This window comes from Vibrio sp. R10-SF1-ISO8 (assembly GCF_059833805.1).
In genome coordinates this window covers 1196633-1216582 of record NZ_JCBDHL010000021.1, presented here as the reverse complement: position 1 = coordinate 1216582, position 19950 = coordinate 1196633, and the positions used below count along the sequence as shown (strand labels likewise).

Sequence of the window (19950 nt, the reverse complement as noted above, 5' to 3'; positions counted from 1 at the left end):
TTGCGACCCTTTTAGCTTTTACGCTTTTGGTAAATACGGAAGTACTCGTGAAGTTTCCTGAGGAAGGGTCATGGTGCCGCCCTCGCCTATTTCATCAAGTGCAACTTGAACCTTACCATCAATAATTTGTTTTGTTGTACCGTTTGAGAATTGAATTTGTGAATTCAGCTTGTTCGGGAACTCTAACGTGACGCCTTCTACATCCGGTGTAAACCAACTCGCGAACATTCCACCAAGCTGCTCTAAAATCGCCTGCATTTGAGGCAAAAGCACTTTCACTTGATCGTAGCTTATCTCTCCTGAGAACGGTTCTTTGGTCATCACAACCATAGAGAAGTCGCAACGCATATCCATTGGAGTATGAACAAATACAAGTGGATTGGCAGATTTTAAGTTGTTATCGAGCGGGACAATCACTTCTTTATACGGAGAGATAGTTAGCTCTTCGTAGTGCTCTTCTTTTTCCATCCATGCTTTTTCAATATCACACAGTTGTTTAGTGTCTGCGTTGAGGAAAAAGAACCCCACTTTTACATCATCATGTCCTTCTTTGGCATTCTGCTTCATATGGGAAAACAGCTTGGAGTAAGTGAACATGTATTCTTGAGCTTGAACAGGCAAAACTGCCGCGGTTGATAAGGCTGCGGCTAAAATCGCTAACGATACTTTTTTCATTACTTTCTTTCTTATTGATTTAGCTTTCTATTGATTGGCTAAGGGTAAATCCCAGAACTGCTGATTGTGCCTGATCATGCTTTGCAAATCGTTGACGTATGCCTCACCTCGTTCAGAGTATTTAAGCAATCCATTGGTTAAAGCCATTGCTGCATCCGTGTCGGTCAAACTTTGGTCATTGAGATGACGTTGATAACGAATCTCACGTAGCGCTTTGTAAGCATTGTTTCGATTTACATTCATGAAGTAGCCATGAATAGACTGCTGAACTGAGCTAAACTTCGCGACTTCATGAGTCATGCCTTGTCCGCGTTGTAGGGGTACTAGGCCACATCCAGTGCTGTAACACCATTGGCCAAAGTAATTGTTGGCCTGCGTTGCAAAGCGAGATGTCCCCCAAGCGGATTCATTGGCCCCTTGAACAAGTACCAAGGCTTCAGGTATCACATCCACACGATGGAGCATGTTGTTTAGCCACTCTTGAGAGACACCTTCAGCAGGCAGTTCAACCTTATACAGTTTGCCTAAGCGCTTAGCATAACTGGTATCAGAGGCAGTGATAGAGCCTGATTGGTAATTATCTCTAATCGAATCTAAGCGTTGGCGTTCAGAAACAATTCGCTGATTTTCTAAAGCGATTCCCGGTCTTAGGTAATCAAAAAACGCTTGTTTCTTCTGCTTAACATCTTTGATCGCAGAAAAGTCTGGAGCGGCTCCGATAGACTTGCCAATAAACTCTGGAGCTTGTTGCTCAGCGACTTGCGCTTGTTTACGGCGTTCACGCTCTTCGGCTTGGTTTTGTTCATAGCCATAAAAACTACAGCCGGCGATAACGCCAGCTGCAGCAATAGCAATGAATTCACTTTTACGCATTGAACACTTGTGAATCGTTGTCATTGTCGTCTTCATCTTTTGGTCTATCAGAAGCAATAATTTTTAACTTAATGCCAAACATATTGCGGTATACGATTCCCTTCACGTGGAAGAAGAAAGGCAGGACGAAAATTAGCCCTAAGCCGTAGAACATCATACCAACAACAAACATGACTGAGACAACAGAATATATTCCAGCTAGAACGAAGATCTTCTTATTTACTGCACGAAGCGATAGAAGCAGAGATTGCATCGGTGGCACTTGCTTTTCACAAATCAGAAGAATGGAGTTGGTAAATGCGAGTGACAAATATAGAGACAGTAGAGGGAAAATCATGCCTGCTATACCTTGTAGGAGCAAGCTAAACAAGGTGGCTAGAATGACTGGCACTGTGTATTGCAGGCCTTTGCCAATATGACGAGGTTTGGTCATCAGGCCGGCGGCATGGCTCATCGCCATCAAAGAAATCCCTGCATAAATTGGGGCGCTAATTACTTCGTAGCTAAAGTTGGCCACCATAATCGCGTTGAAGATGCTTGGATCAAAGGCGTCTGGATTGGTAACGGCATCAATAATGATCCCCGGGTTACCTAACTGCAATTTAAGCGCGATGTAGAAAATAGCCAACTGCAGTACAATCAGCACCACTATCGCTGGAGAAAAAGAAAGGAAGTGCTTTACTGTGTGTTGCCAAGCCTCCTTAAAGACCTCGCCGGCTTTAAGTTCGTAGTCGCCCGAAAGTGCGCGCTCTACGCTGCCACCTAAGTTGAAGTCTTTTTCAATGTCATTATTCATTCTTGAATCCAGTGCCTGATTTGACAATAACCAAGCTAACTTGTTGATAAAAAATTGGCTTCATTATACGTCAACCAAACTCAGTCTAAAATCGGATCTCGCCTTGCTGCTTGCTTTATCGACTGTTTGGTTGATAATTAACCACTAAACGCATCGTATCAGTATAGATATCTGACTCAGAAATAAAGGAAATTCTCCTCTGAATGCGCGGTTTATTTAGCATACAGAGAGTATGGTAAGGAATGTTTACTTTTACCTGCAAAAATTTTTGTGTTTCAGAATAAGAAAATGCTTTGAATTCACAATTTTGGTGATTATGATGCGCGCCTCGAATTTGTGTAACGACGGGTCATTTCAAATCGGTGACCAAGGTGGGAGAAAAACAGACGTTGAACGCTAAACAAGATGCAGGAAAACCAGTAGTTAAACTGACTGGAATTAGCAAAAGTTTCGATGGTAAGGAGATCATCGCAAATCTTAACCTTGATGTTAATCATGGTGAGTTTCTAACGATTTTGGGCCCTTCTGGTTGTGGTAAAACAACCGTGTTGAGGATGATTGCCGGTTTTGAAACCGCAGATAAAGGCGAAATTATCCTTGCTGACCAAAACGTAACTCAAGTTCCTGCTGAGCAAAGGCATGTAAACACTGTATTCCAGAGTTATGCACTCTTCCCTCATATGACGGTTTTTGAAAACGTGGCTTTTGGCCTACGCATGCAAAAAGTGCCATCTGACGATATTGAGCCTCGCGTAATGGAAGCATTACGTATGGTTCGTCTTGAGAAAATGGCCCAGCGTAAACCTCACCAGTTATCTGGTGGTCAACAGCAGCGTATCGCAATTGCACGTGCCGTTGTCAACAAGCCAAAAGTGTTGCTGCTTGATGAGTCGTTGTCTGCGCTGGATTACAAACTGCGTAAACAGATGCAGATCGAGCTTAAGCAATTACAACGTCAGCTAGGTATTACCTTTATTTTTGTTACTCACGATCAGGAAGAAGCCCTATCGATGTCAGACCGCATTATTGTTATGCGTGACGGCGTGGTTGAGCAAGACGGTTCTCCGCGTGAGATTTACGAAGAGCCGAAAAACTTATTTGTTGCGCGCTTTATAGGTGAAATCAATGTGTTCAACGCCACCATGATTGAGCGTATCGACGAGAAGCGTATTCGCGCTGAGATTGAAGGTGTTGAGTCGGTGGTTTACTACGATAAACCTGCCGTTAGCGGTGACAAACTGCAAGTACTACTTCGCCCAGAAGACCTACGTATCGAAGAAATTAAAGAGTCTGAACAGAAAGGCATTGTCGGCCACGTTACTGAACGCACCTATAAAGGAATGACTTTGGATTCTGTTATTGAGCTAGAATCGGGTATGCGAGTGATGGTGAGTGAGTTCTTCAACGAAGACGATCCTGATGTCGACCACTCTCTAGGTCAAAAAGTGGCGATCACTTGGGTTGAAAGTTGGGAGGTCGTACTCAATGAAAGCCAAGAGGTTTAGCCTTCAAAACGCGATCATCACGTTAATCGTTGGTTGGCTAACGCTTTTTGTATTGGTACCCAATGTGATGATTATTGGTACCAGTTTCCTAACTCGTGATGAAGCAAACTTAATCGAGATGACCTTCACGTTGGATAACTACATCCGCTTGATGGATCCTCTCTACGCCAAGGTGCTTTGGCATTCATTCTACATGGCGATTATTGCGACCTTGCTATGTTTGGTGATTGGCTACCCATTTGCCTATATCGTGGCGAAAATGCCAGAGAAGTGGCGTCCGGTAATGTTGTTTTTGGTGATTGTGCCATTTTGGACTAACTCACTGATCCGCACTTACGGTTTGAAGATTGTCTTAGGAACACAAGGCGTTCTTAACAAGTCATTGATGGCAATGGAAATTATCGATAAACCAATTCGTCTTATGTATACGGAGTCGGCAGTAATGATTGGTTTAGTTTACATTCTGCTGCCATTTATGATTTTGCCGCTCTACTCTGCGATAGAGAAGTTAGATCACACCTATCTAGAAGCAGCAAAGGACTTAGGAGCGAACAAGTTTCAGACGTTCACTAAGGTTATTCTACCACTTACGATGCCGGGTATTATTGGTGGCTGTTTGTTGGTGCTACTCCCAGCCCTTGGCATGTTCTACATTTCTGATCTACTTGGCGGGGCGAAGAACTTGCTGATTGGTAACGTGATTAAAAGCCAAGTGCTGAATGCTCGAGATTGGCCGTTCGGCGCGGCGACCAGTATTGCTCTAACCATCGCGATGGCGATTATGCTTTATGCCTACTATCGCGCAGGTAAATTATTGAATAAGAAAGTGGAGCTAGACTGATGGGACGTACAGTTAGATTTAGCTTTATGACCTTGGTATATGCGTTTTTGTATCTGCCAATCGTTGTGTTGATCGTTAACTCATTTAATGCCAATAAGTTCGGAATGAAATGGGGTGGCTTTACCACTAAGTGGTACGAAACCTTAGTTAACAACGACAGTTTAATGCAGGCAGCTTGGCATTCACTTAATGTCGCGGTGTTCTCTGCTACTGCTGCAACCATTATTGGTAGCTTAACCGCGGTTGCCCTATTCCGTTATTCATTTAAAGGAAAAGGCGCGGTAAATGGCATGTTGTTCGTGGTCATGATGTCACCGGACATTGTGATGGCGATTTCATTGCTAGCGTTATTCTTAGTGCTTGGCGCTCAACTGGGCTTCTTTACGCTATTAATCGCGCATATCACCTTCTGTTTGCCGTTTGTCGTAGTGACGGTATACAGCCGCTTGAATGGCTTTGACGTGAAGATGCTAGAAGCGGCAAAAGATTTGGGGGCAAGTGAATGGGTTATCCTAAAGCAGATTATTCTACCGCTGGCTAAACCTGCAGTCGCCGCGGGCTGGCTATTGAGCTTTACCTTGTCTCTGGACGACGTAATTATCAGTTCATTCGTCACAGGGCCAACCTATGAGATTTTGCCATTGAAGATCTACTCGATGGTTAAAGTGGGAATTTCACCAGAGGTGAATGCCCTTGCAACAGTCATGTTGATTGTCTCTTTGATCTTGGTGGTCGCCTCTCAGCTACTTGCCAGAGAAAAAGTAAAATAAGACTTAGCATGTAATTCACTAAACAGAATGGCTATCAGTCATTCTGTTTTTCTATCTACTGCTGAATAGCGCAGATATCATTTGCGCGAAAGGCAACGTTTGGTTTGGAGCTAACGTAAATGAAAAAATGGGCTACTCTATTAGCTGGTAGTGCATGTGCGCTTTCCCTGTTCTCCGGTTCAGTGGCTGCGGACGAAAACAAAGAACTCGTCTTTATGAACTGGGGACCTTACATCAACAGTAATATCCTAGAACAGTTCACCAAAGAAACAGGTATTAAGGTTATCTATTCAACTTATGAATCCAATGAGACCTTATACGCGAAGCTAAAAACGCATAATCAAGGTTATGACTTAGTGGTTCCTTCCACTTACTTTGTCGCTAAGATGCGTGATGAAGGTATGTTGCAGAAGATCGATAAGTCTAAGTTGAATAACTTCAAAAACCTAGATACTAACTATCTCGATAAACCTTACGATCCAAACAACGACTACTCTATCCCACATGTAGTCGCCATTACTGGTCTAGCGGTCAATGCAGATATGTACGATCCTAACGACTTCACAAGCTGGGCAGACTTATGGAACCCAGAACTTGAAGGTCAGTTGATGCTGATGGACGACACGCGTGAAGTGTTCCATATTGCCCTGCGCAAACTAGGTTACTCAGGTAACTCAACCGATCCTAAACAGATCGACGAAGCCTATGCAGAACTGCAAAAGCTAATGCCGAACGTTTTAGTGTTCAACTCTGACAACCCAGGTGCTCCATTTATGTCAGGTGAAGTTGGCGTTGGTATGTTGTGGAATGGCTCTGCGGCCGCGGCACAAAACGAAGGTATGAACCTTAAACTAGTTTTCCCAAAAGAAGGCGGCATTGGTTGGGTTGATAACTTTGCCATCTCTTCCGGTGCAAAAAACGTAGACGCGGCGCATAAGATGATCGACTTCTTACTCCGTTCTGAAATCGCTGAGCAAATCTCAAGTGACACGGGCTACCTGACAGCAGTAGCAGAATCAAACGCGAAGTTTAAAGATGTCGCGCCGTTATTTCCTTCTCAAGAAGATTTGGATCGCGTTGAATGGCAAGACTCGGTCGGTGATTTAACCGTTAAGTATGAAGAGTACTTCTTAAAACTGAAAGCAGGACAATAATCCTTCATCTAGGTAAATGACCAAAGTAAAAATAGGTAGCAGAAGCTGCCTATTTTTGTTTTGGCTGATATACTTACCCGTTGCTAGGTTTGTCGCTACGACAAGCAAGTTTAATAATCATGTTTTTTCAGAGTACTCAGTTCGGAGTGACTGTGTGCTGATAAACACAGATAAAACGGAAAACCAATGAAAAGTAAATTCTACGCAGGCGCACTATGTGCTGCGACGCTATTCGCTGCGCCGGCAATGGCCGCTGATCAAGAGCTTTATTTCTACAACTGGTCTGAATACATTCCAAATGAAGTTCTTGAAGACTTTACAAAAGAAACCGGAATTAAAGTCATCTACTCGACTTACGAGTCTAACGAGAGCATGTACGCCAAGCTTAAGACTCAAGGTTCTGGTTACGATTTAGTAGTACCGTCTACTTACTTTGTATCTAAGATGCGCAAAGAAGGTATGCTACAGCAAATCGATAAAGCGAAACTTACTCACTTTGCTGACTTGGATACAAACTTCTTAAACAAACCTTTTGATCCAAACAACAATTACTCGATCCCTTACATTTGGGGCGCGACAGGCATCGGTATCAACTCCGACATGCTAGATAAATCATCAGTGACTAAGTGGGATGATTTCTGGGATAGCAAGTGGGAAGGTCAACTCATGCTGATGGATGACTCACGCGAAGTTTTCCATATTGCACTGACTAAGCTAGGTTACTCGCCAAATACGACTAACCCAGACGAAATTAAAGCCGCTTACGAAGAGCTTAAAAAACTAATGCCTAACGTATTAGTGTTTAACTCTGATTTCCCAGCGAACCCATATCTAGCAGGTGAAGTCTCACTAGGTATGCTTTGGAATGGTTCTGCTTACATGGCTCGCCAAGAAGGTGCATCGATCGATATCGTATGGCCAGAAAAAGGCGCTATCTTCTGGATGGACAGCCTAGCTATTCCTGCAGAAGCGAAAAACGTTGAAGCGGCTCATAAGATGATCGACTTCCTACTTCGCCCAGAAAACGCAGCTAAGATTGCGCTAGAGATTGGCTACCCTACACCTGTAGCGACAGCTCACAAACTACTGCCTAAAGAATTCGCAAACGATCCAAGCATCTTCCCTCCTCAAGAAGTGATGGATAGTGGTACTTGGCAAGATGAAGTGGGTGAAGCAAGCGTACTTTATGACGAGTACTTCCAAAAGCTAAAAGTTGATAACTAACAACTTTAGATATCAGTTATATACTTAAAGAGCGGCAAGAAGCCGCTCTTTTTTGTATTTGAGGGACACCTCTTAAAGCTAGCTAAGGATGAGCTATGAAAAGAAGGTATAAAGTCATATTGATAATATTATGCCTACTGTTTGCGACGTCTACTCTCATAGCGTTTTTAACTCATAGCGACTATATCGACTCTCGCAATGACGTTTGGTTTGAAAGCAATACCCTCTTTGTTCTGATCTTTATCTTTGTTATTTCTAGGAACACGATCCTCGACAATGGCTACATCAAATACGGTTTCTTGTTACTCATCTTTAATCAAGCATACGACGTCCTAACCGAAGTCAGCTATCTCGATGCAATCTCAGATGAATACGATCTGGTTGATACCATGATTGAAGATGGCAGCCTCCAAATCGCCTACCTTTTAATTGCATTTGGCTTTACTAAACTGATCAAGCAAATAAACAATGATGCTTGTATAGATGAACTAACCGGCCTCTATAATCGAAAAAAATTGTCTGATATCAGAATGCAGACGTTTGATCTTATCTATTTAGATCTAGATGGCTTAAAGGCAGTTAATGATAATAAAGGCCATGCTGTTGGAGACTTAATGATTATCCGGTTTGCACAGGCAATCAATCAGATCATTGATCGGCATGAACAAGCATTTCGAATTGGTGGTGACGAATTTGTTGTCGTCGTTAAGCCAACTGAAGGACGAAAGTTTGTCGATAAACTCAAACAAGAGTTAGAAGGTGAAAGCATTCGTTTCAGCTATGGTATTGAGGCGACATCAAAAAATGAGCTGAGTGAGGCATTAGAGAAAACCGATCAAGCAATGTATGAAATGAAAAACTCCCGACGAAAACGTTGAGAGTTTTACTACTCACTAAGCATGTTTTACGTCTGGTTGCTGTAGGCTTAAAATCTCTTCTACTAGCTTAGGGACTTCAATACTCGCCTTGCCGTAACGCTTCTCTTCAAACTCACTTTCAACGGCACTCGGCTCAAGATTAATTTCTATGGTGTGTGCACCATGCATTTTTGCGTCATGGACAAAGCCTGCCGCAGGATAGACTACCCCAGATGTACCGATTGAAATGAACAAGTCTGCTGCTTCCAATGAGGCATAAATATCCCCCATTCTTAGTGGCATTTCACCAAACCAAACCACGTGAGGTCTCATCTGCGAAGGGATCTGACAGCAATGACAAAGATCGCCAGTTTTGATTTCACCTTTTTCCTCAATAACTTGATTAGACTCACTACAACGCGACTTCAGCAATTCACCATGCATATGAATGACATTGTTGCTCCCACCACGTTCATGAAGGTTGTCGATGTTTTGAGTGATAACCGTTACTGAGCCTTCGAGCTGCGCTTCAAGCTTTCCTAAGGCAATATGAGCAGCATTCGGCTCGATTGATGGATCTTGCAGCCCTAGACGACGCTGGTTATAAAAGTCTTGAACCAAATCGGGATTACGTTCGAAACCCTCTGGAGTGGCAACATCCTCGATTCGATGGTTTTCCCACAAACCGTCTTGAGCACGGAAAGTTTGGATGCCTGACTCAGCAGAGATTCCAGCGCCAGTTAAAATAACGACATTACGATACGGGAAATTCATACTACTTCCTTGTTACTGTTCTTGAGATTAGCTTAGCATTGACTCTCCCTCTTCCCTAGCGCTGCAAGTTAGACCATGGTCGAAATATGCAATGTTTTACCTAGCTTTTGTGAGGTTAAACAAAAAGGCAGCCTAACTTGGCTGCCTTATCAATTGAGTGAACGAAAGACTAGTCTTCGTTTGTGGCTGAAATCTTATGAATGGCTAAGTCTGCTCCGTTAAACTCATTTTCCTCTGACAAGCGTAAACCAGATATTTTATCGATAACTCCGTAGACTATGAGCGCCCCAATCACTGCGATGGCAATACCCGCAATAGTGCCAAGTAGCTGAACGGTAAAGCTCACGCCTCCTAACCCGCCTAGCGCGCTTTGACCGAAGATTCCTGCTGCGATACCGCCCCACGCTCCACAAACGCCGTGCAGAGGCCATACGCCAAGTACGTCATCAATCTTGGTTTTGTTTTGAAGATAGGTAAACAGATAAACAAACAACGCACCCGCAACGCCGCCGGTAATGAGCGATCCGATAGGATGCATTAGATCAGAACCGGCACAAATTGCCACAAGTCCCGCTAAAGGACCGTTATGAATAAAGCCCGGGTCGTTTTTACCCGCGATAAGCGCTGCAACGATACCGCCAACCATCGCCATCAATGAGTTCATGGCAACTAGCCCGCTGATACCATTCAATGTTTGCGCTGACATCACATTAAAGCCAAACCAACCGACGCAGAGAATCCATGCACCCAATGCCAAAAATGGGATGTTCGAAGGTGCGAAGTTGGTGTGTTTCCCTGCTCTAATACGCCCTTTACGCATACCTAGGAAGATAACGGCAACTAATGCTATCCAACCGCCAACGCCATGTACCACGACTGAACCAGCGAAGTCATGGAAGCCATAACCAAATTGCGCCTCAAACCATGCTTGCAAGCCAAAGTTACCATTCCAGATCATGCCTTCAAATACCGGATAAACTAATCCGACCGTAAAGAATGTGGCGACTAATATAGGATAAAAACGTGCACGCTCAGCGATACCACCAGAAACAATGGCAGGAATAGCAGCAGCAAAAGTAAGTAGGAAGAAGAACTTAACTAACTCGTATCCGTTACCCTGTGACAAAGTTTGAGCATCTGCGAAAAAGTTAGCACCGTACGCAACCCAATAGCCAATAAAGAAGTAAGCAAGCGCTGAGATACCAAAGTCAGCAAGGATTTTGACTAACGCATTTACTTGGTTTTTATGCCTTACTGTACCAACTTCCAAAAAGGCAAAGCCAGCGTGCATTAAGAACACCATGATGGCACCAAGAAGAAGAAAAAGTGTGTCCGAACTTTGAGTCAGGGTTTGAACGGCTCCATGAACCTGACTTGCTGTTACGCTCATTCGTATAAGTCTCCATTTTTGTTGTCGCGCACTTTTCCTGTGCGTCATATAACGTTGCTCACCACATTGGTGATGTTGCTTGAAGCACTGATACGGCAAGTTACATGCCAGTAAGTTATGATTCTATAAATTAGAACTAAGCTTATGAATAATCGATATTTTATCTAGTAGCTAGAAATCAGCTAAAGGAATCGGACGCACACCTTTGGTGAAGCAATGCACGGTTATGGGGATAAGCGCACCAGAATGAGGCGGGTTATTGTGGTGCATAATAAAGCCCTGAATGTTCAGGGCTTATTTAGATTGAGTTCAAATTTAAAGATTTGGACCTTTAGCGAAGCTAAATGGTTGGTTCTCTTTAAGCTTATTCATACCTTGGAACATACGAACAAACCAGAACGCGATGGCAATCAAACCGAATAACATGCCTACATAAGGAATATAGTAAGCGATGTCATCAATCAAATGGCTCTTATACCAGTAGTCATTTACACCGATCAGAACACCATTCGACGTCGCGACCGTAATGATCAACACAACGAAGTAAGTAAGGTTAAGGAAGAAGGTTCTAATCAGCCCGTAGTAATGAGAGTCAATGACCTCCCCATCCTCTCCCTTATCTAAACGGTATCCCGCATAAATGATGGCTATCACACCTGAAATTAAACAGGTAAACGGTGTAAAGCAACTTAGGATGTACGCAACCCAAATACCCTTATGAGGTTTGTTCATTTGTCTGCGCTCCTTTTACTGGGTTATCAGAGTTATTAGCCGTAACATTCACTCCCTGTTCTTGACGCTCTTTTTCCATCATTTCTTGATACCAAAGATCGTGGTGTTCTTTCGCCCAGGTTTCGTCAACCTCACCTGTCACCATACCTTCTAGTGCACCTTCCATACCGAACAGGCCGATATAAATATGGAACACGAAACCACAGATCAGAATGAGCGCCGCCAACATATGAACGAGGTTAGACAGCTCCATATCACGGCGGGTTTGACCAAAGATTGGAAAATCTAACACTAGACCACTAATCGCAACCACAGAGCCCACAACAATAAGCAGCCAAAATAGTGCTTTTTCCCCTGCGTTTGAAAACTCTGCAGAAGGATGTGAACCTTTGTGTTTACCGACCATGCCACCCAACTTCATAAACCAAGCAATGTCGACTTTCTTAAAGATTGATTTACGCCACCACTTAATCAGCACGCATAGCAGTAACACGTAGAAGATGGGGCCAATGTAGTTATGGTATTGCTTCGCCAACATGATGATGAAGCCCCACAGCTCAGACGGAATGTACGGCTTAAGGAAATGTTTACCGTAAACCAACATCAGCCCGCTAAACGCGAGTGTTAAGAAGGTAAACGCCATACTCCAGTGCAAGGCGCGATCCAGTCTAGACCAGCGTTTGATCTTCTTACCTGTTCTTGGCGCGCTCAACATGAGAGGCCCAATCACAATGTACATTAAGGTAACGAATGCGATACTACCGAAAATTGCCACAGCTCCCGCTGGTGACATCCATTTCTCTTTCAAAATGTACCAAGTTTGACCTGGGGTACTAATTAGCATTCCATGCTCAGGGAACTGAGACGTCGTGTAGCCCTCTTCGCCTTGACGAACTTGACGCCAGAAATCGGCTCCTGCCAATTGGGTCATTTCACGTTGTGCAACTTCAGACTCTTTTTGCTCAGCATGCGCAGGCAGCGATAAAGCAAAGAGTAATGCTGCCATCATTGACAGCATTACAAGAGATGCACGTTTAAACATTGAAAACATGAATCTCTCCAGTCTTAGCTTTTCGTTGCGTCGTAAGACAGATCGTTACCGTCTGTCCAACCAGCGCCTTTAGCACCACGCTCTACAACACGTTGACGGAAGATGTCAGACACCTTCTCAGCATCACCTGCCAAAAGAGCTTTGGTTGAACATAGTGAAGCACACATTGGCAGCTTACCTTCAGCAATACGGTTCGCACCGTACTTCTGACGCTCTTCAACAGAGCCCGCTTCTGTTTCAGGACCACCTGCACAGAAGGTACACTTGTCCATCTTGCCGCGTTCACCAAACGCTTCCTGTTTAGGAAACTGTGGTGCGCCAAACGGGCAAGCAAACAAGCAGTAACCACAACCGATACAAAGATCTTTGTTGTGTAGCACGATGCCATCTTCTGTGTGCTCGAAACAGTCCGCCGGACAAACCGCCATACAAGGCGCATCGGTACAGTGCATACAAGCAACAGAAATCGAGTTCTCACCCGGTTCACCATCGTTCAAAGTGACGACGCGGCGACGTTGGATACCCCACTCTAACGCGTCATCATTTTCGTTCTTACATGCAGTGACACAGCCGTTACATTCGATACAGCGCTTGGTGTCACAAAGGAATTTCATTCTAGCCATTTGTTGACTCCTTAAGCTTTGCGAATGTTACATAGGGTGACTTTGGTTTCCTGCATTTGCGTGACAGGGTCATAACCGTAAGTCGTGGCGATGTTGGCAGATTCACCAATAACGTATGGGTCGGTACCTTCTGGGTACTTGCCGCGAAGATCTTCACCTTGGAATTTGCCGCCGAAGTGGAATGGAATAAATGCCATACCCGGTTTAACGCGTCGAGTGACCATGGCTTTGACATGAATACGGCCTTTCTCTGCACCTTCAACCCAAACCATTTCACCATCTTTGAAGCCAAGGTCATTGGCATCTTTCGGGTTTACTTCAACAAACATTTCTTGTTGAAGCTCAGCTAGCCATGGGTTCGAACGTGTCTCTTCACCACCACCTTCGTACTCAACCAGACGACCCGAGGTTAGGATGATTGGGTACTCACCCGATACATCTTTATCTTGAATCGACTTGTACATGGTTGGTAGACGGTAGATAGACTCGCTGTCGTCCCATGTTGGGTAATCCGCAACAAGGTCGCGACGTGGTGTGTAAAGCGGTTCACGGTGAAGTGGTACGCGGTCAGGGAAGGTCCAAACCACAGCACGCGCTTTCGCGTTACCGAAAGGAATACAGCCATGCTTGATTGCAACACGCTGAATACCACCAGATAGGTCTGTCTTCCAGTTTTTACCTTCCGCTGCTGCTTTCTCTTCAGCCGTTAGATCATCCCACCAACCAAGAGATTTCAGCAGTTTGTCGCTAAATTCTGGGTAACCATCTTCAATCTCACAACCTTTTGAGTAGCTATCTTCGGCAAGGATATTAGTGCCTTCGAATTCAACGCCAAAGCGTGCGCGGAAGTTGCCGCCGCCTTGAGCCACTGGCTTAGACGTATCGTAAAGAATATGCGTACCAGGGTGCTTCATTTCTGGTGTACCCCAACATGGCCAAGGTAGACCGTAGGTTTCACCATGAGCAACACCACCTTCAGCTTCTAGTGACGTTTTGTGGAATGTGTGCCAGTTCTGTTGGTGCGCTTTTAAACGCTCTGGGCTTTGACCTGTGTAACCGATTGTCCACATACCGCGATTAAATTCACGGGTAATGTCTTCGATTACAGGTTGGTTGTTTTCCACCTTCACATTCTTGAACAGCTGCTCTGCAAAACCTAGCTTCTTGGTCAACAAGTACATGATTTCATGGTCAGGTTTTGATTCAAACAGAGGATCAACCACCTTGTCGCGCCACTGAATAGAACGGTTAGACGCCGTTACACTGCCGTACGTTTCGAACTGGGTTGTCGCTGGTAGAAGATAGACGCCATCGGTACGATCATTCATTACCGCTGCAACTGTTGGGTATGGGTCAACGATGACCATCATATCCAGCTTTTGCATTGCCTTCTTCATTTCAACGCCACGAGTTTGCGAGTTTACTGCGTGACCCCAATAGAACATGGCGCGAATATTGTCATTTTGCTCGATGTTGTCTTTGTTTTCTAATACACCATCGATCCAACGAGACACAGGAATACCCATGTTATTCATCGGTTTCTTGCCGCGATACTCATTTTGATCGAATCGATCTTGAACCCATTTGTGCTCTAGATTCCAAACTTTCGACCAGTGCTTCCAAGCGCCATCAGAAAGGCCGTAGTAACCAGGAAGTGTATGAGATAGAACGCCAAGGTCTGTTGCACCCTGTACGTTGTCGTGGCCACGGAAGATGTTCGCACCACCACCCGATTTACCCATGTTGCCAAGCGCAAGCTCTAGCACACAGTAAGCACGCGTGTTGTTGTTACCTGTGGTGTGCTGAGTACCACCCATACACCAAACCACACAGCCAGGGCGGTTTTCTGAAAGTAGTTTAGCAGTTTTGTAAACATCCGCTTCAGACACGCCAGTGACGCGTTCGACTTCCGCAGGGCTCCACTTGGCGACTTCTTCGCGTATTTCGTCCATACCAAATACGCGTTGACGGATGAACTCTTTGTCTTCCCATTTGTTAGCGAAAACGTGCCACAAAATACCCCAAATGAAAGCAACGTCTGAACCAGGACGAAGAGAGACATAGTGATCCGATTTTGCAGCAGTACGGGTGCGACGCGGGTCAGCAACAACGATCTTACAGTTGTTCTTCTCTTTGGCGATCAGGATATGCTGCATCGCGACTGGGTGAGCTTCTGCCGGGTTTGAACCAATGAATAGCATCGACTTACAGTTATGCATGTCATTGAACGAGTTAGTCATCGCGCCGTAACCCCAAGTGTTGGCTACACCTGCTACGGTGGTTGAGTGACAGATACGCGCTTGATGATCGACGTTATTAGTACCCCAAAGCGATGCCATTTTACGGAACATATACGCTTGTTCGTTGCTGTGCTTCGCGCTACCTAGCCAGTAGACAGAATCAGGGCCTGATTCTTTACGAATATCCAAAACCTTGTTGCCGATCTCTTCAATCGCTTGATCCCAAGAAAGCTTCTTCCACTTACCGCCTTCAAGTTTCATCGGGTACTTTAAGCGACGTTCACCGTGTCCGTGCTCACGTAGAGCAGCACCTTTCGCACAGTGTCCACCCGCGTTAAATGGGTGATCGAAAGCAGGCTCTTGGCCGGTCCATACACCGTTTTGAACTTCAGCGTAAATACCACAACCAACAGAACAGTGAGAACAGATGGTACGTTTGATCTCTGTTTTTGCATTAGGATCAACAGCTTTTGCTTCTGCTTTTTTGATCATGCCGGGTGCAAACAAACTCGCACCTACGACAGCGCCACCAGCAGCAAGTGAGCTGTTTTTCATGAAGGCACGTCTCGATACACCTAACTGATTCTGTTCTTTGCTCACGTTATCGGAGCGTTTGACTAATTTCATTGGTTAGCTCCTATAGCGTTTCGTAGTAGTCACGAATATGTTGAGTTTCGTGATAACCCGTTTTCTTTTCGTCTTGCTTCACTTCTACAGATTCTGCAGCGCTAGCCACTTTGGTAGTGCCAGCGACTACGGCTCCAGCGACTGCTGCGGTCGTTAAGCCTTTGAGAAGATCCCTACGGCTTTGATTTAACTCTTTATTATCTTTCATTATTGCTTCCTTACCCTTTTTAGTAGGTATTGCTATCGACGTGAGACGTTATTGCTGAGGCTGCTCATACTCAGTCACGTTTTTCACATCAATTTTTAATTTGGTTTTGCTGTTTTGTAGATTGGCACTGAAACGCACCTGCTCTAGAGTCATAAACGCGTTCGTCAGTTCGGCTACGGCCAAGTAAAAGCTCGCGTTCTTTGCTTCTTTCAGTTGTTTAACCAGAGAGCTGAACCATGTGCCTAAATGTTTGTTGAAGAACACTTGCTGTAGCTCTTCCTCTTCGTCGGTGAGTACAGACATCGCTTCACAGAGCGCCGAAAAGTGATCTTCTGGCTCTTTTACTTGCTCTTCTCGCTCTAAACCAAGAAGTCCAAGATCATGACGAATAGACGCAAGCGGCTTCTCCATTAGTGACCCTGTTAGGTGCCAAGAAGCAAAAGGCACGACTTCACCACGACCAATGCCGATAAATAGCTCTTGGTATTCATCTTCTAGCTGTTCTTGGCTGCTTTCGATTGCTGCTGATTTCACTTTGTGCCAAGCAAGCTGCATGGCACTTTCGGCTTGCTCTGTCTCTAGTTGGGACAGGAAATCAATCAGTTCAGTTGATGGCTGCTGACGGTATAGCGTTGACAGCAGAAGGTAGATATCTGCACGAATTGTTTGTTGTTGATTATCCATCGTACTCACACCTTAATAATTCAATTGTTTGGTTGGGTCTTCTGCCATGGACTCAAACATGTCCACCACTCGGCAGTCTTCACACATAGCAATGCGATTCAGAGCCGCTTCATCGGCAAAATGAGAGTGACCACGTAACTTATCTTGTAACATGTCAATCATCGACTGCGGCGCAAAAGGCTTGTGGCAGCGTACACACTCCGCTGCTTTTTCCTGATGGATAACTTGGGCTTGCTGGCGACTCTCTTTGTCCCAATTCATACGAGGCGTCAGAGTCAGAACTTGTTCTGGGCACGCTTTAGCACATAGCCCACATTGAATGCAGTCTTGCTCGACAAATTGAAGTGAAGGAGAAGAACCATCGGTGTGTAATGCTCGGGTAGGACAAACCGCGACACAACTCATACACAAGGTACAATCTTTACTTTCACAGCTGACATTACCGTAAGGCGCACTTTCTGGCAGTTCTACGATATTCTCAACAGGAATACGAGCTTGTGCGAGAGAATCCAGTGCGGTGAAAAGACGTTGACGTTTATTCCCTTGAAGATCGCCCAATGCCAAATCAAACGATTCGGTGCAAAGCGTTGGCGCCCCTTCTCTCAGAGATTCTAGATAAAGAATATCTACGGTCTCTTTCGCAATACCGAGCTGAGTCAGCAATTCTTGCGCAGTGGCCACTTCATTGTTGAGGACACGAAGAATGGTTTCTGGCATAAAACGACTGGCGGCAAACAATACTTGAGTAGCCCCATTCACTAATGCTGCAAACCACGAATCAATTCCAACTGAAGGCAATTCTTCTACAACAACAGGAACCACATTATCTGGTAGTGCTTTAAGCGCTATCACGTTGTATTGTTCATGGCGTGAGCTACAAATTAAAACAATAGGATCTTGCCCGCCCGCTTGCTCATAGTTTGCTAGTGTGCGTTCTATGAATTTCTGGGTTTCTTGTGGAGTAGGAAGCGCGTAATGAATCGCCTCGGTCGGACATGCGGTTGCACAAGTGCCCACGCCTTGACAAAGGTAAGGGTTAATTTCGATTCTATGCCCAGTTTTATCTGTACCTTCACTGGACAATGCTCCGGCAGGACAAGCATCAACACATCGCTCACACCCTTTTACGCCGCGAGAACTATGCGCACATAAGTCTGTATCTAGACGGAAGAACTTTGGTTTATCAAAGGTGCCCATCAGAGTCGGGATCTCTTCCAGCGCCTCCGCGAGTTTTGGATAACCGCGCCCCACTGGGTAATAACCAGGGACTGGGACTTCTTCACTCATACAGCTGCTAAGGCACAAGTCTAGAACGATATCGAAGCAATCATTGTTGATAGCAACCTGCGCAAGATTACTTTCAATTCCATTGTTTTCAGTAACGACAGTAAACGTCCCTAGAAAACCCGATACTTGAACTGAGCTAGCAAAATAGAGGTTGTTAGACTCACCTTTCTCACCGTCAGTAGACAGCAAGGTGATACTTTTTAACTGCTCTAACTGACCAGCGGCGCTCTCAATAATGGATGTAGGCCCTACGATGAGTGTGTTACCGCCACTTTCATAGCTGACAGTTGGTGGAATAAGATTGGTTAGCTCAACGGTATTCTCAAACGCATAGCGTCGCGCCTTTCCGTTTGCCGATGTTGATTCTTGTAGTAGTTCTTTTAGCATTGCTCTGTTCCAGTAGAACGGAATATTCACTTAGGCGAGTAAAAGCAATTGCTGTACCAACTTTATATACCCATTAAATCAATGCTTTATCGTTATTCGATGACCAATTAGACAATAAAAAAACGGAGTGAGACAATTTGTCCCACTCCGTAAATTGATGATTTAGTCAAAATGTACCTATTCTTTGTGTGGTATATTTTGTCCCACTGTTTCCGTACTTTCTATCGATTGCGATGAATCGCTTATCGTTTGTTCTTTAACTTCTTCATGTTTAGCTAAGTTATCATCACTGCTTGTCATCTGAGTATTATTGTCTACCTCTTCTTCATCGGATTGCATCCAATCACGAAGCTTTTCAGCAACATCTGAAGAGAGGCTTTTTACAGCTTTATAGTCGTGGTCATAATCATTCAAGCCATCGATTTCACTAAACTGACCCGATAGGAACAGCTTCCTTAGCGCCGCTTTTTTTACCGCAGACTCAGCTTCTGACGTAAGAAGTGAGGCGATGTTCGTCTCAGGTTGCTCAGCAGCTTCAACCGCTTGAGTACTTGGTTCTAAAGCGGTTTCTGGCTCCCCTGCTGTCTCTGACTCGGCTAAGACGACATCTTGATCGAGCTCGGCTAAAGGCTCATCCTGAGGAACATTTTCACCTTCTAACTTCTTTTTAGACCAACGATTAAAAAAACTAGTTGCCACTTGCTCTACCTGCCCCTTTACGTTTTTTGCGTCTTTGTTCGAGCAGCTCCCCATGACGACCAATAAAGGCTTCCATCCACGCTTGAACAGGGAGTGGCATATCATTAGAAAGCACCAAGTAATCGCCATCCATATACTGGCCTGCGACACTTTGCGAAGCTGTGAGGGTAACGATGTTTGGCGTCTCATCAGAATCGACATTATCTAGAACCAAAAACAATTTTGGCTGATTTGAACTTAGGTTAAATCGATAATCAGTGCGCTCATCTCGATGCAATTGAAGCAACGCAACCGTTGCCTTTGCTTCATTTGGGGTAAGGTCGAATGAAACTAACTGCCATTGCGTCGTCGTCCATAGACCTGTGGCGATTTCATGTGCGACGAGTTGGCATTCAATTGGCCAAAGCTCTTGCGATTTTTCTACTTTTTCAGTCACAGTTTGATGTTTTGACATGGTTCACCAGCGTCGAATTTGATATTTAATGGATTTACACAAATCACTTAAATAGAGTTATATGCTCATGCTGCAAGCAATATCTGTACCCATAACTGA

Annotated in this window: 20 protein-coding genes; 6 read left to right on the top strand and 14 right to left on the bottom strand. The window is 44.7% G+C overall.

Annotated features, from left to right (window positions below; genetic code table 11):
• Nucleotides 1-18 precede the first annotated feature (18 nt).
• Genes AC6R00_RS23715 through AC6R00_RS23705 form a run of 3 tightly spaced genes read right to left on the bottom strand, consistent with a single transcriptional unit; the run spans nt 19 to nt 2344 of the window.
• Nucleotides 19-675, bottom strand: a complete 657-nt coding sequence (locus AC6R00_RS23715) for a DUF2987 domain-containing protein (protein WP_500642201.1) — start codon at nt 673-675, stop codon at nt 19-21.
• A 27-nt stretch (nt 676-702) separates the two neighbouring features.
• Nucleotides 703-1548, bottom strand: coding sequence for a glucosaminidase domain-containing protein (locus AC6R00_RS23710; protein WP_500642236.1), 846 nt, complete (start codon nt 1546-1548; stop codon nt 703-705).
• Entirely contained in the window at nt 1541-2344 is an 804-nt protein-coding gene (locus AC6R00_RS23705; protein ID WP_004745937.1) for a DUF2189 domain-containing protein, read from the bottom strand. Before AC6R00_RS23705 ends, AC6R00_RS23710 begins: the two co-directional genes overlap by 8 nt.
• 371 nt (nt 2345-2715) lie before the next feature.
• Between AC6R00_RS23705 and potA the strand changes: the two genes are divergently transcribed.
• The 6 genes from potA to AC6R00_RS23675 all read left to right on the top strand — a co-directional run bounded on the left by potA (nt 2716) and on the right by AC6R00_RS23675 (nt 8716).
• The gene (gene potA / locus AC6R00_RS23700) at nt 2716-3849 is read left to right on the top strand and encodes a spermidine/putrescine ABC transporter ATP-binding protein PotA (protein WP_500642200.1); all 1134 of its coding nucleotides are present in this window, start codon (nt 2716-2718) and stop codon (nt 3847-3849) included.
• The gene (gene potB, locus AC6R00_RS23695) at nt 3830-4690 is read left to right on the top strand and encodes a spermidine/putrescine ABC transporter permease PotB (protein ID WP_500642199.1); all 861 of its coding nucleotides are present in this window, start codon (nt 3830-3832) and stop codon (nt 4688-4690) included. The genes potA and potB overlap by 20 nt, the downstream gene beginning before the upstream one ends.
• Nucleotides 4690-5460, top strand: coding sequence for a spermidine/putrescine ABC transporter permease PotC (gene potC, locus AC6R00_RS23690; protein WP_004745941.1), 771 nt, complete (start codon nt 4690-4692; stop codon nt 5458-5460). The genes potB and potC overlap by 1 nt, the downstream gene beginning before the upstream one ends.
• 119 nt (nt 5461-5579) lie before the next feature.
• Nucleotides 5580-6614 (top strand): extracellular solute-binding protein, encoded by a 1035-nt coding sequence (locus AC6R00_RS23685; RefSeq protein WP_500642198.1) that lies wholly within the window; start codon nt 5580-5582, stop codon nt 6612-6614.
• A gap of 186 nt (nt 6615-6800) precedes the next feature.
• Nucleotides 6801-7838: an extracellular solute-binding protein gene (locus tag AC6R00_RS23680; RefSeq protein ID WP_239854923.1), complete on the top strand. Its 1038-nt coding sequence runs from the start codon at nt 6801-6803 to the stop codon at nt 7836-7838.
• 95 nt (nt 7839-7933) lie between these two features.
• Complete coding sequence (locus tag AC6R00_RS23675; RefSeq protein ID WP_500642197.1) at nt 7934-8716, top strand: GGDEF domain-containing protein; 783 nt, start codon at nt 7934-7936, stop codon at nt 8714-8716.
• Nucleotides 8717-8731: 15 nt separating this feature from the next.
• Here AC6R00_RS23675 and cobB read toward each other — a convergent pair whose 3' ends face one another.
• From cobB to AC6R00_RS23620, 11 genes are all read right to left on the bottom strand, one after another.
• Nucleotides 8732-9469 carry a Sir2 family NAD+-dependent deacetylase gene (cobB, locus tag AC6R00_RS23670; protein ID WP_500642196.1) on the bottom strand — a complete coding sequence of 246 codons (738 nt, stop codon included), beginning with the start codon at nt 9467-9469 and terminating at the stop codon, nt 8732-8734.
• 169 nt (nt 9470-9638) lie between these two features.
• The gene (locus AC6R00_RS23665) at nt 9639-10859 is read right to left on the bottom strand and encodes an ammonium transporter (protein ID WP_500642195.1); all 1221 of its coding nucleotides are present in this window, start codon (nt 10857-10859) and stop codon (nt 9639-9641) included.
• Nucleotides 10860-11174: 315 nt separating this feature from the next.
• Nucleotides 11175-11591: a hypothetical protein gene (locus AC6R00_RS23660; protein ID WP_500642194.1), complete on the bottom strand. Its 417-nt coding sequence runs from the start codon at nt 11589-11591 to the stop codon at nt 11175-11177.
• Nucleotides 11575-12642, bottom strand: coding sequence for a formate dehydrogenase subunit gamma (locus AC6R00_RS23655; RefSeq protein WP_500642193.1), 1068 nt, complete (start codon nt 12640-12642; stop codon nt 11575-11577). Before AC6R00_RS23655 ends, AC6R00_RS23660 begins: the two co-directional genes overlap by 17 nt.
• 14 nt (nt 12643-12656) lie before the next feature.
• Nucleotides 12657-13265, bottom strand: a complete 609-nt coding sequence (gene fdh3B, locus AC6R00_RS23650; RefSeq protein WP_004745954.1) for a formate dehydrogenase FDH3 subunit beta — start codon at nt 13263-13265, stop codon at nt 12657-12659.
• 11 nt (nt 13266-13276) lie between these two features.
• Complete coding sequence (locus AC6R00_RS23645) at nt 13277-16132, bottom strand: formate dehydrogenase subunit alpha (RefSeq protein WP_500642192.1); 2856 nt, start codon at nt 16130-16132, stop codon at nt 13277-13279.
• Nucleotides 16133-16142: 10 nt separating this feature from the next.
• The gene (locus AC6R00_RS23640; protein WP_004745957.1) at nt 16143-16340 is read right to left on the bottom strand and encodes a twin-arginine translocation signal domain-containing protein; all 198 of its coding nucleotides are present in this window, start codon (nt 16338-16340) and stop codon (nt 16143-16145) included.
• 48 nt (nt 16341-16388) lie between these two features.
• On the bottom strand, nt 16389-17024 hold the full coding sequence (locus AC6R00_RS23635) for a TorD/DmsD family molecular chaperone (protein WP_500642191.1): 636 nt from the start codon (nt 17022-17024) through the stop codon (nt 16389-16391).
• 12 nt (nt 17025-17036) lie between these two features.
• The gene (locus AC6R00_RS23630; RefSeq protein WP_500642190.1) at nt 17037-18698 is read right to left on the bottom strand and encodes a 4Fe-4S dicluster domain-containing protein; all 1662 of its coding nucleotides are present in this window, start codon (nt 18696-18698) and stop codon (nt 17037-17039) included.
• Nucleotides 18699-18875: 177 nt separating this feature from the next.
• Nucleotides 18876-19397 carry a DUF3306 domain-containing protein gene (locus tag AC6R00_RS23625; protein ID WP_500642189.1) on the bottom strand — a complete coding sequence of 174 codons (522 nt, stop codon included), beginning with the start codon at nt 19395-19397 and terminating at the stop codon, nt 18876-18878.
• Complete coding sequence (locus tag AC6R00_RS23620) at nt 19387-19851, bottom strand: DUF3305 domain-containing protein (protein WP_500642188.1); 465 nt, start codon at nt 19849-19851, stop codon at nt 19387-19389. Before AC6R00_RS23620 ends, AC6R00_RS23625 begins: the two co-directional genes overlap by 11 nt.
• Between the last annotated feature and the right edge of the window lie 99 nt (nt 19852-19950).

What these genes read in the sequence shown, in the direction of transcription:
- AC6R00_RS23715 (WP_500642201.1), bottom strand. Translation starts at nt 675, where the DNA reads ATGAAAAAAGTATCGTTAGCGATTTTAGCCGCAGCCTTATCAACCGCG.
- AC6R00_RS23710 (WP_500642236.1), bottom strand. Translation starts at nt 1,548, where the DNA reads ATGCGTAAAAGTGAATTCATTGCTATTGCTGCAGCTGGCGTTATCGCC.
- AC6R00_RS23705 (WP_004745937.1), bottom strand. Translation starts at nt 2,344, where the DNA reads ATGAATAATGACATTGAAAAAGACTTCAACTTAGGTGGCAGCGTAGAG.
- potB (WP_500642199.1), top strand. Translation starts at nt 3,830, where the DNA reads ATGAAAGCCAAGAGGTTTAGCCTTCAAAACGCGATCATCACGTTAATC.
- potC (WP_004745941.1), top strand. Translation starts at nt 4,690, where the DNA reads ATGGGACGTACAGTTAGATTTAGCTTTATGACCTTGGTATATGCGTTT.
- AC6R00_RS23685 (WP_500642198.1), top strand. Translation starts at nt 5,580, where the DNA reads ATGAAAAAATGGGCTACTCTATTAGCTGGTAGTGCATGTGCGCTTTCC.
- AC6R00_RS23680 (WP_239854923.1), top strand. Translation starts at nt 6,801, where the DNA reads ATGAAAAGTAAATTCTACGCAGGCGCACTATGTGCTGCGACGCTATTC.
- AC6R00_RS23675 (WP_500642197.1), top strand. Translation starts at nt 7,934, where the DNA reads ATGAAAAGAAGGTATAAAGTCATATTGATAATATTATGCCTACTGTTT.
- cobB (WP_500642196.1), bottom strand. Translation starts at nt 9,469, where the DNA reads ATGAATTTCCCGTATCGTAATGTCGTTATTTTAACTGGCGCTGGAATC.
- AC6R00_RS23665 (WP_500642195.1), bottom strand. Translation starts at nt 10,859, where the DNA reads ATGAGCGTAACAGCAAGTCAGGTTCATGGAGCCGTTCAAACCCTGACT.
- AC6R00_RS23660 (WP_500642194.1), bottom strand. Translation starts at nt 11,591, where the DNA reads ATGAACAAACCTCATAAGGGTATTTGGGTTGCGTACATCCTAAGTTGC.
- AC6R00_RS23655 (WP_500642193.1), bottom strand. Translation starts at nt 12,642, where the DNA reads ATGTTTTCAATGTTTAAACGTGCATCTCTTGTAATGCTGTCAATGATG.
- fdh3B (WP_004745954.1), bottom strand. Translation starts at nt 13,265, where the DNA reads ATGGCTAGAATGAAATTCCTTTGTGACACCAAGCGCTGTATCGAATGT.
- AC6R00_RS23645 (WP_500642192.1), bottom strand. Translation starts at nt 16,132, where the DNA reads ATGAAATTAGTCAAACGCTCCGATAACGTGAGCAAAGAACAGAATCAG.
- AC6R00_RS23640 (WP_004745957.1), bottom strand. Translation starts at nt 16,340, where the DNA reads ATGAAAGATAATAAAGAGTTAAATCAAAGCCGTAGGGATCTTCTCAAA.
- AC6R00_RS23635 (WP_500642191.1), bottom strand. Translation starts at nt 17,024, where the DNA reads ATGGATAATCAACAACAAACAATTCGTGCAGATATCTACCTTCTGCTG.
- AC6R00_RS23630 (WP_500642190.1), bottom strand. Translation starts at nt 18,698, where the DNA reads ATGCTAAAAGAACTACTACAAGAATCAACATCGGCAAACGGAAAGGCG.
- AC6R00_RS23620 (WP_500642188.1), bottom strand. Translation starts at nt 19,851, where the DNA reads ATGTCAAAACATCAAACTGTGACTGAAAAAGTAGAAAAATCGCAAGAG.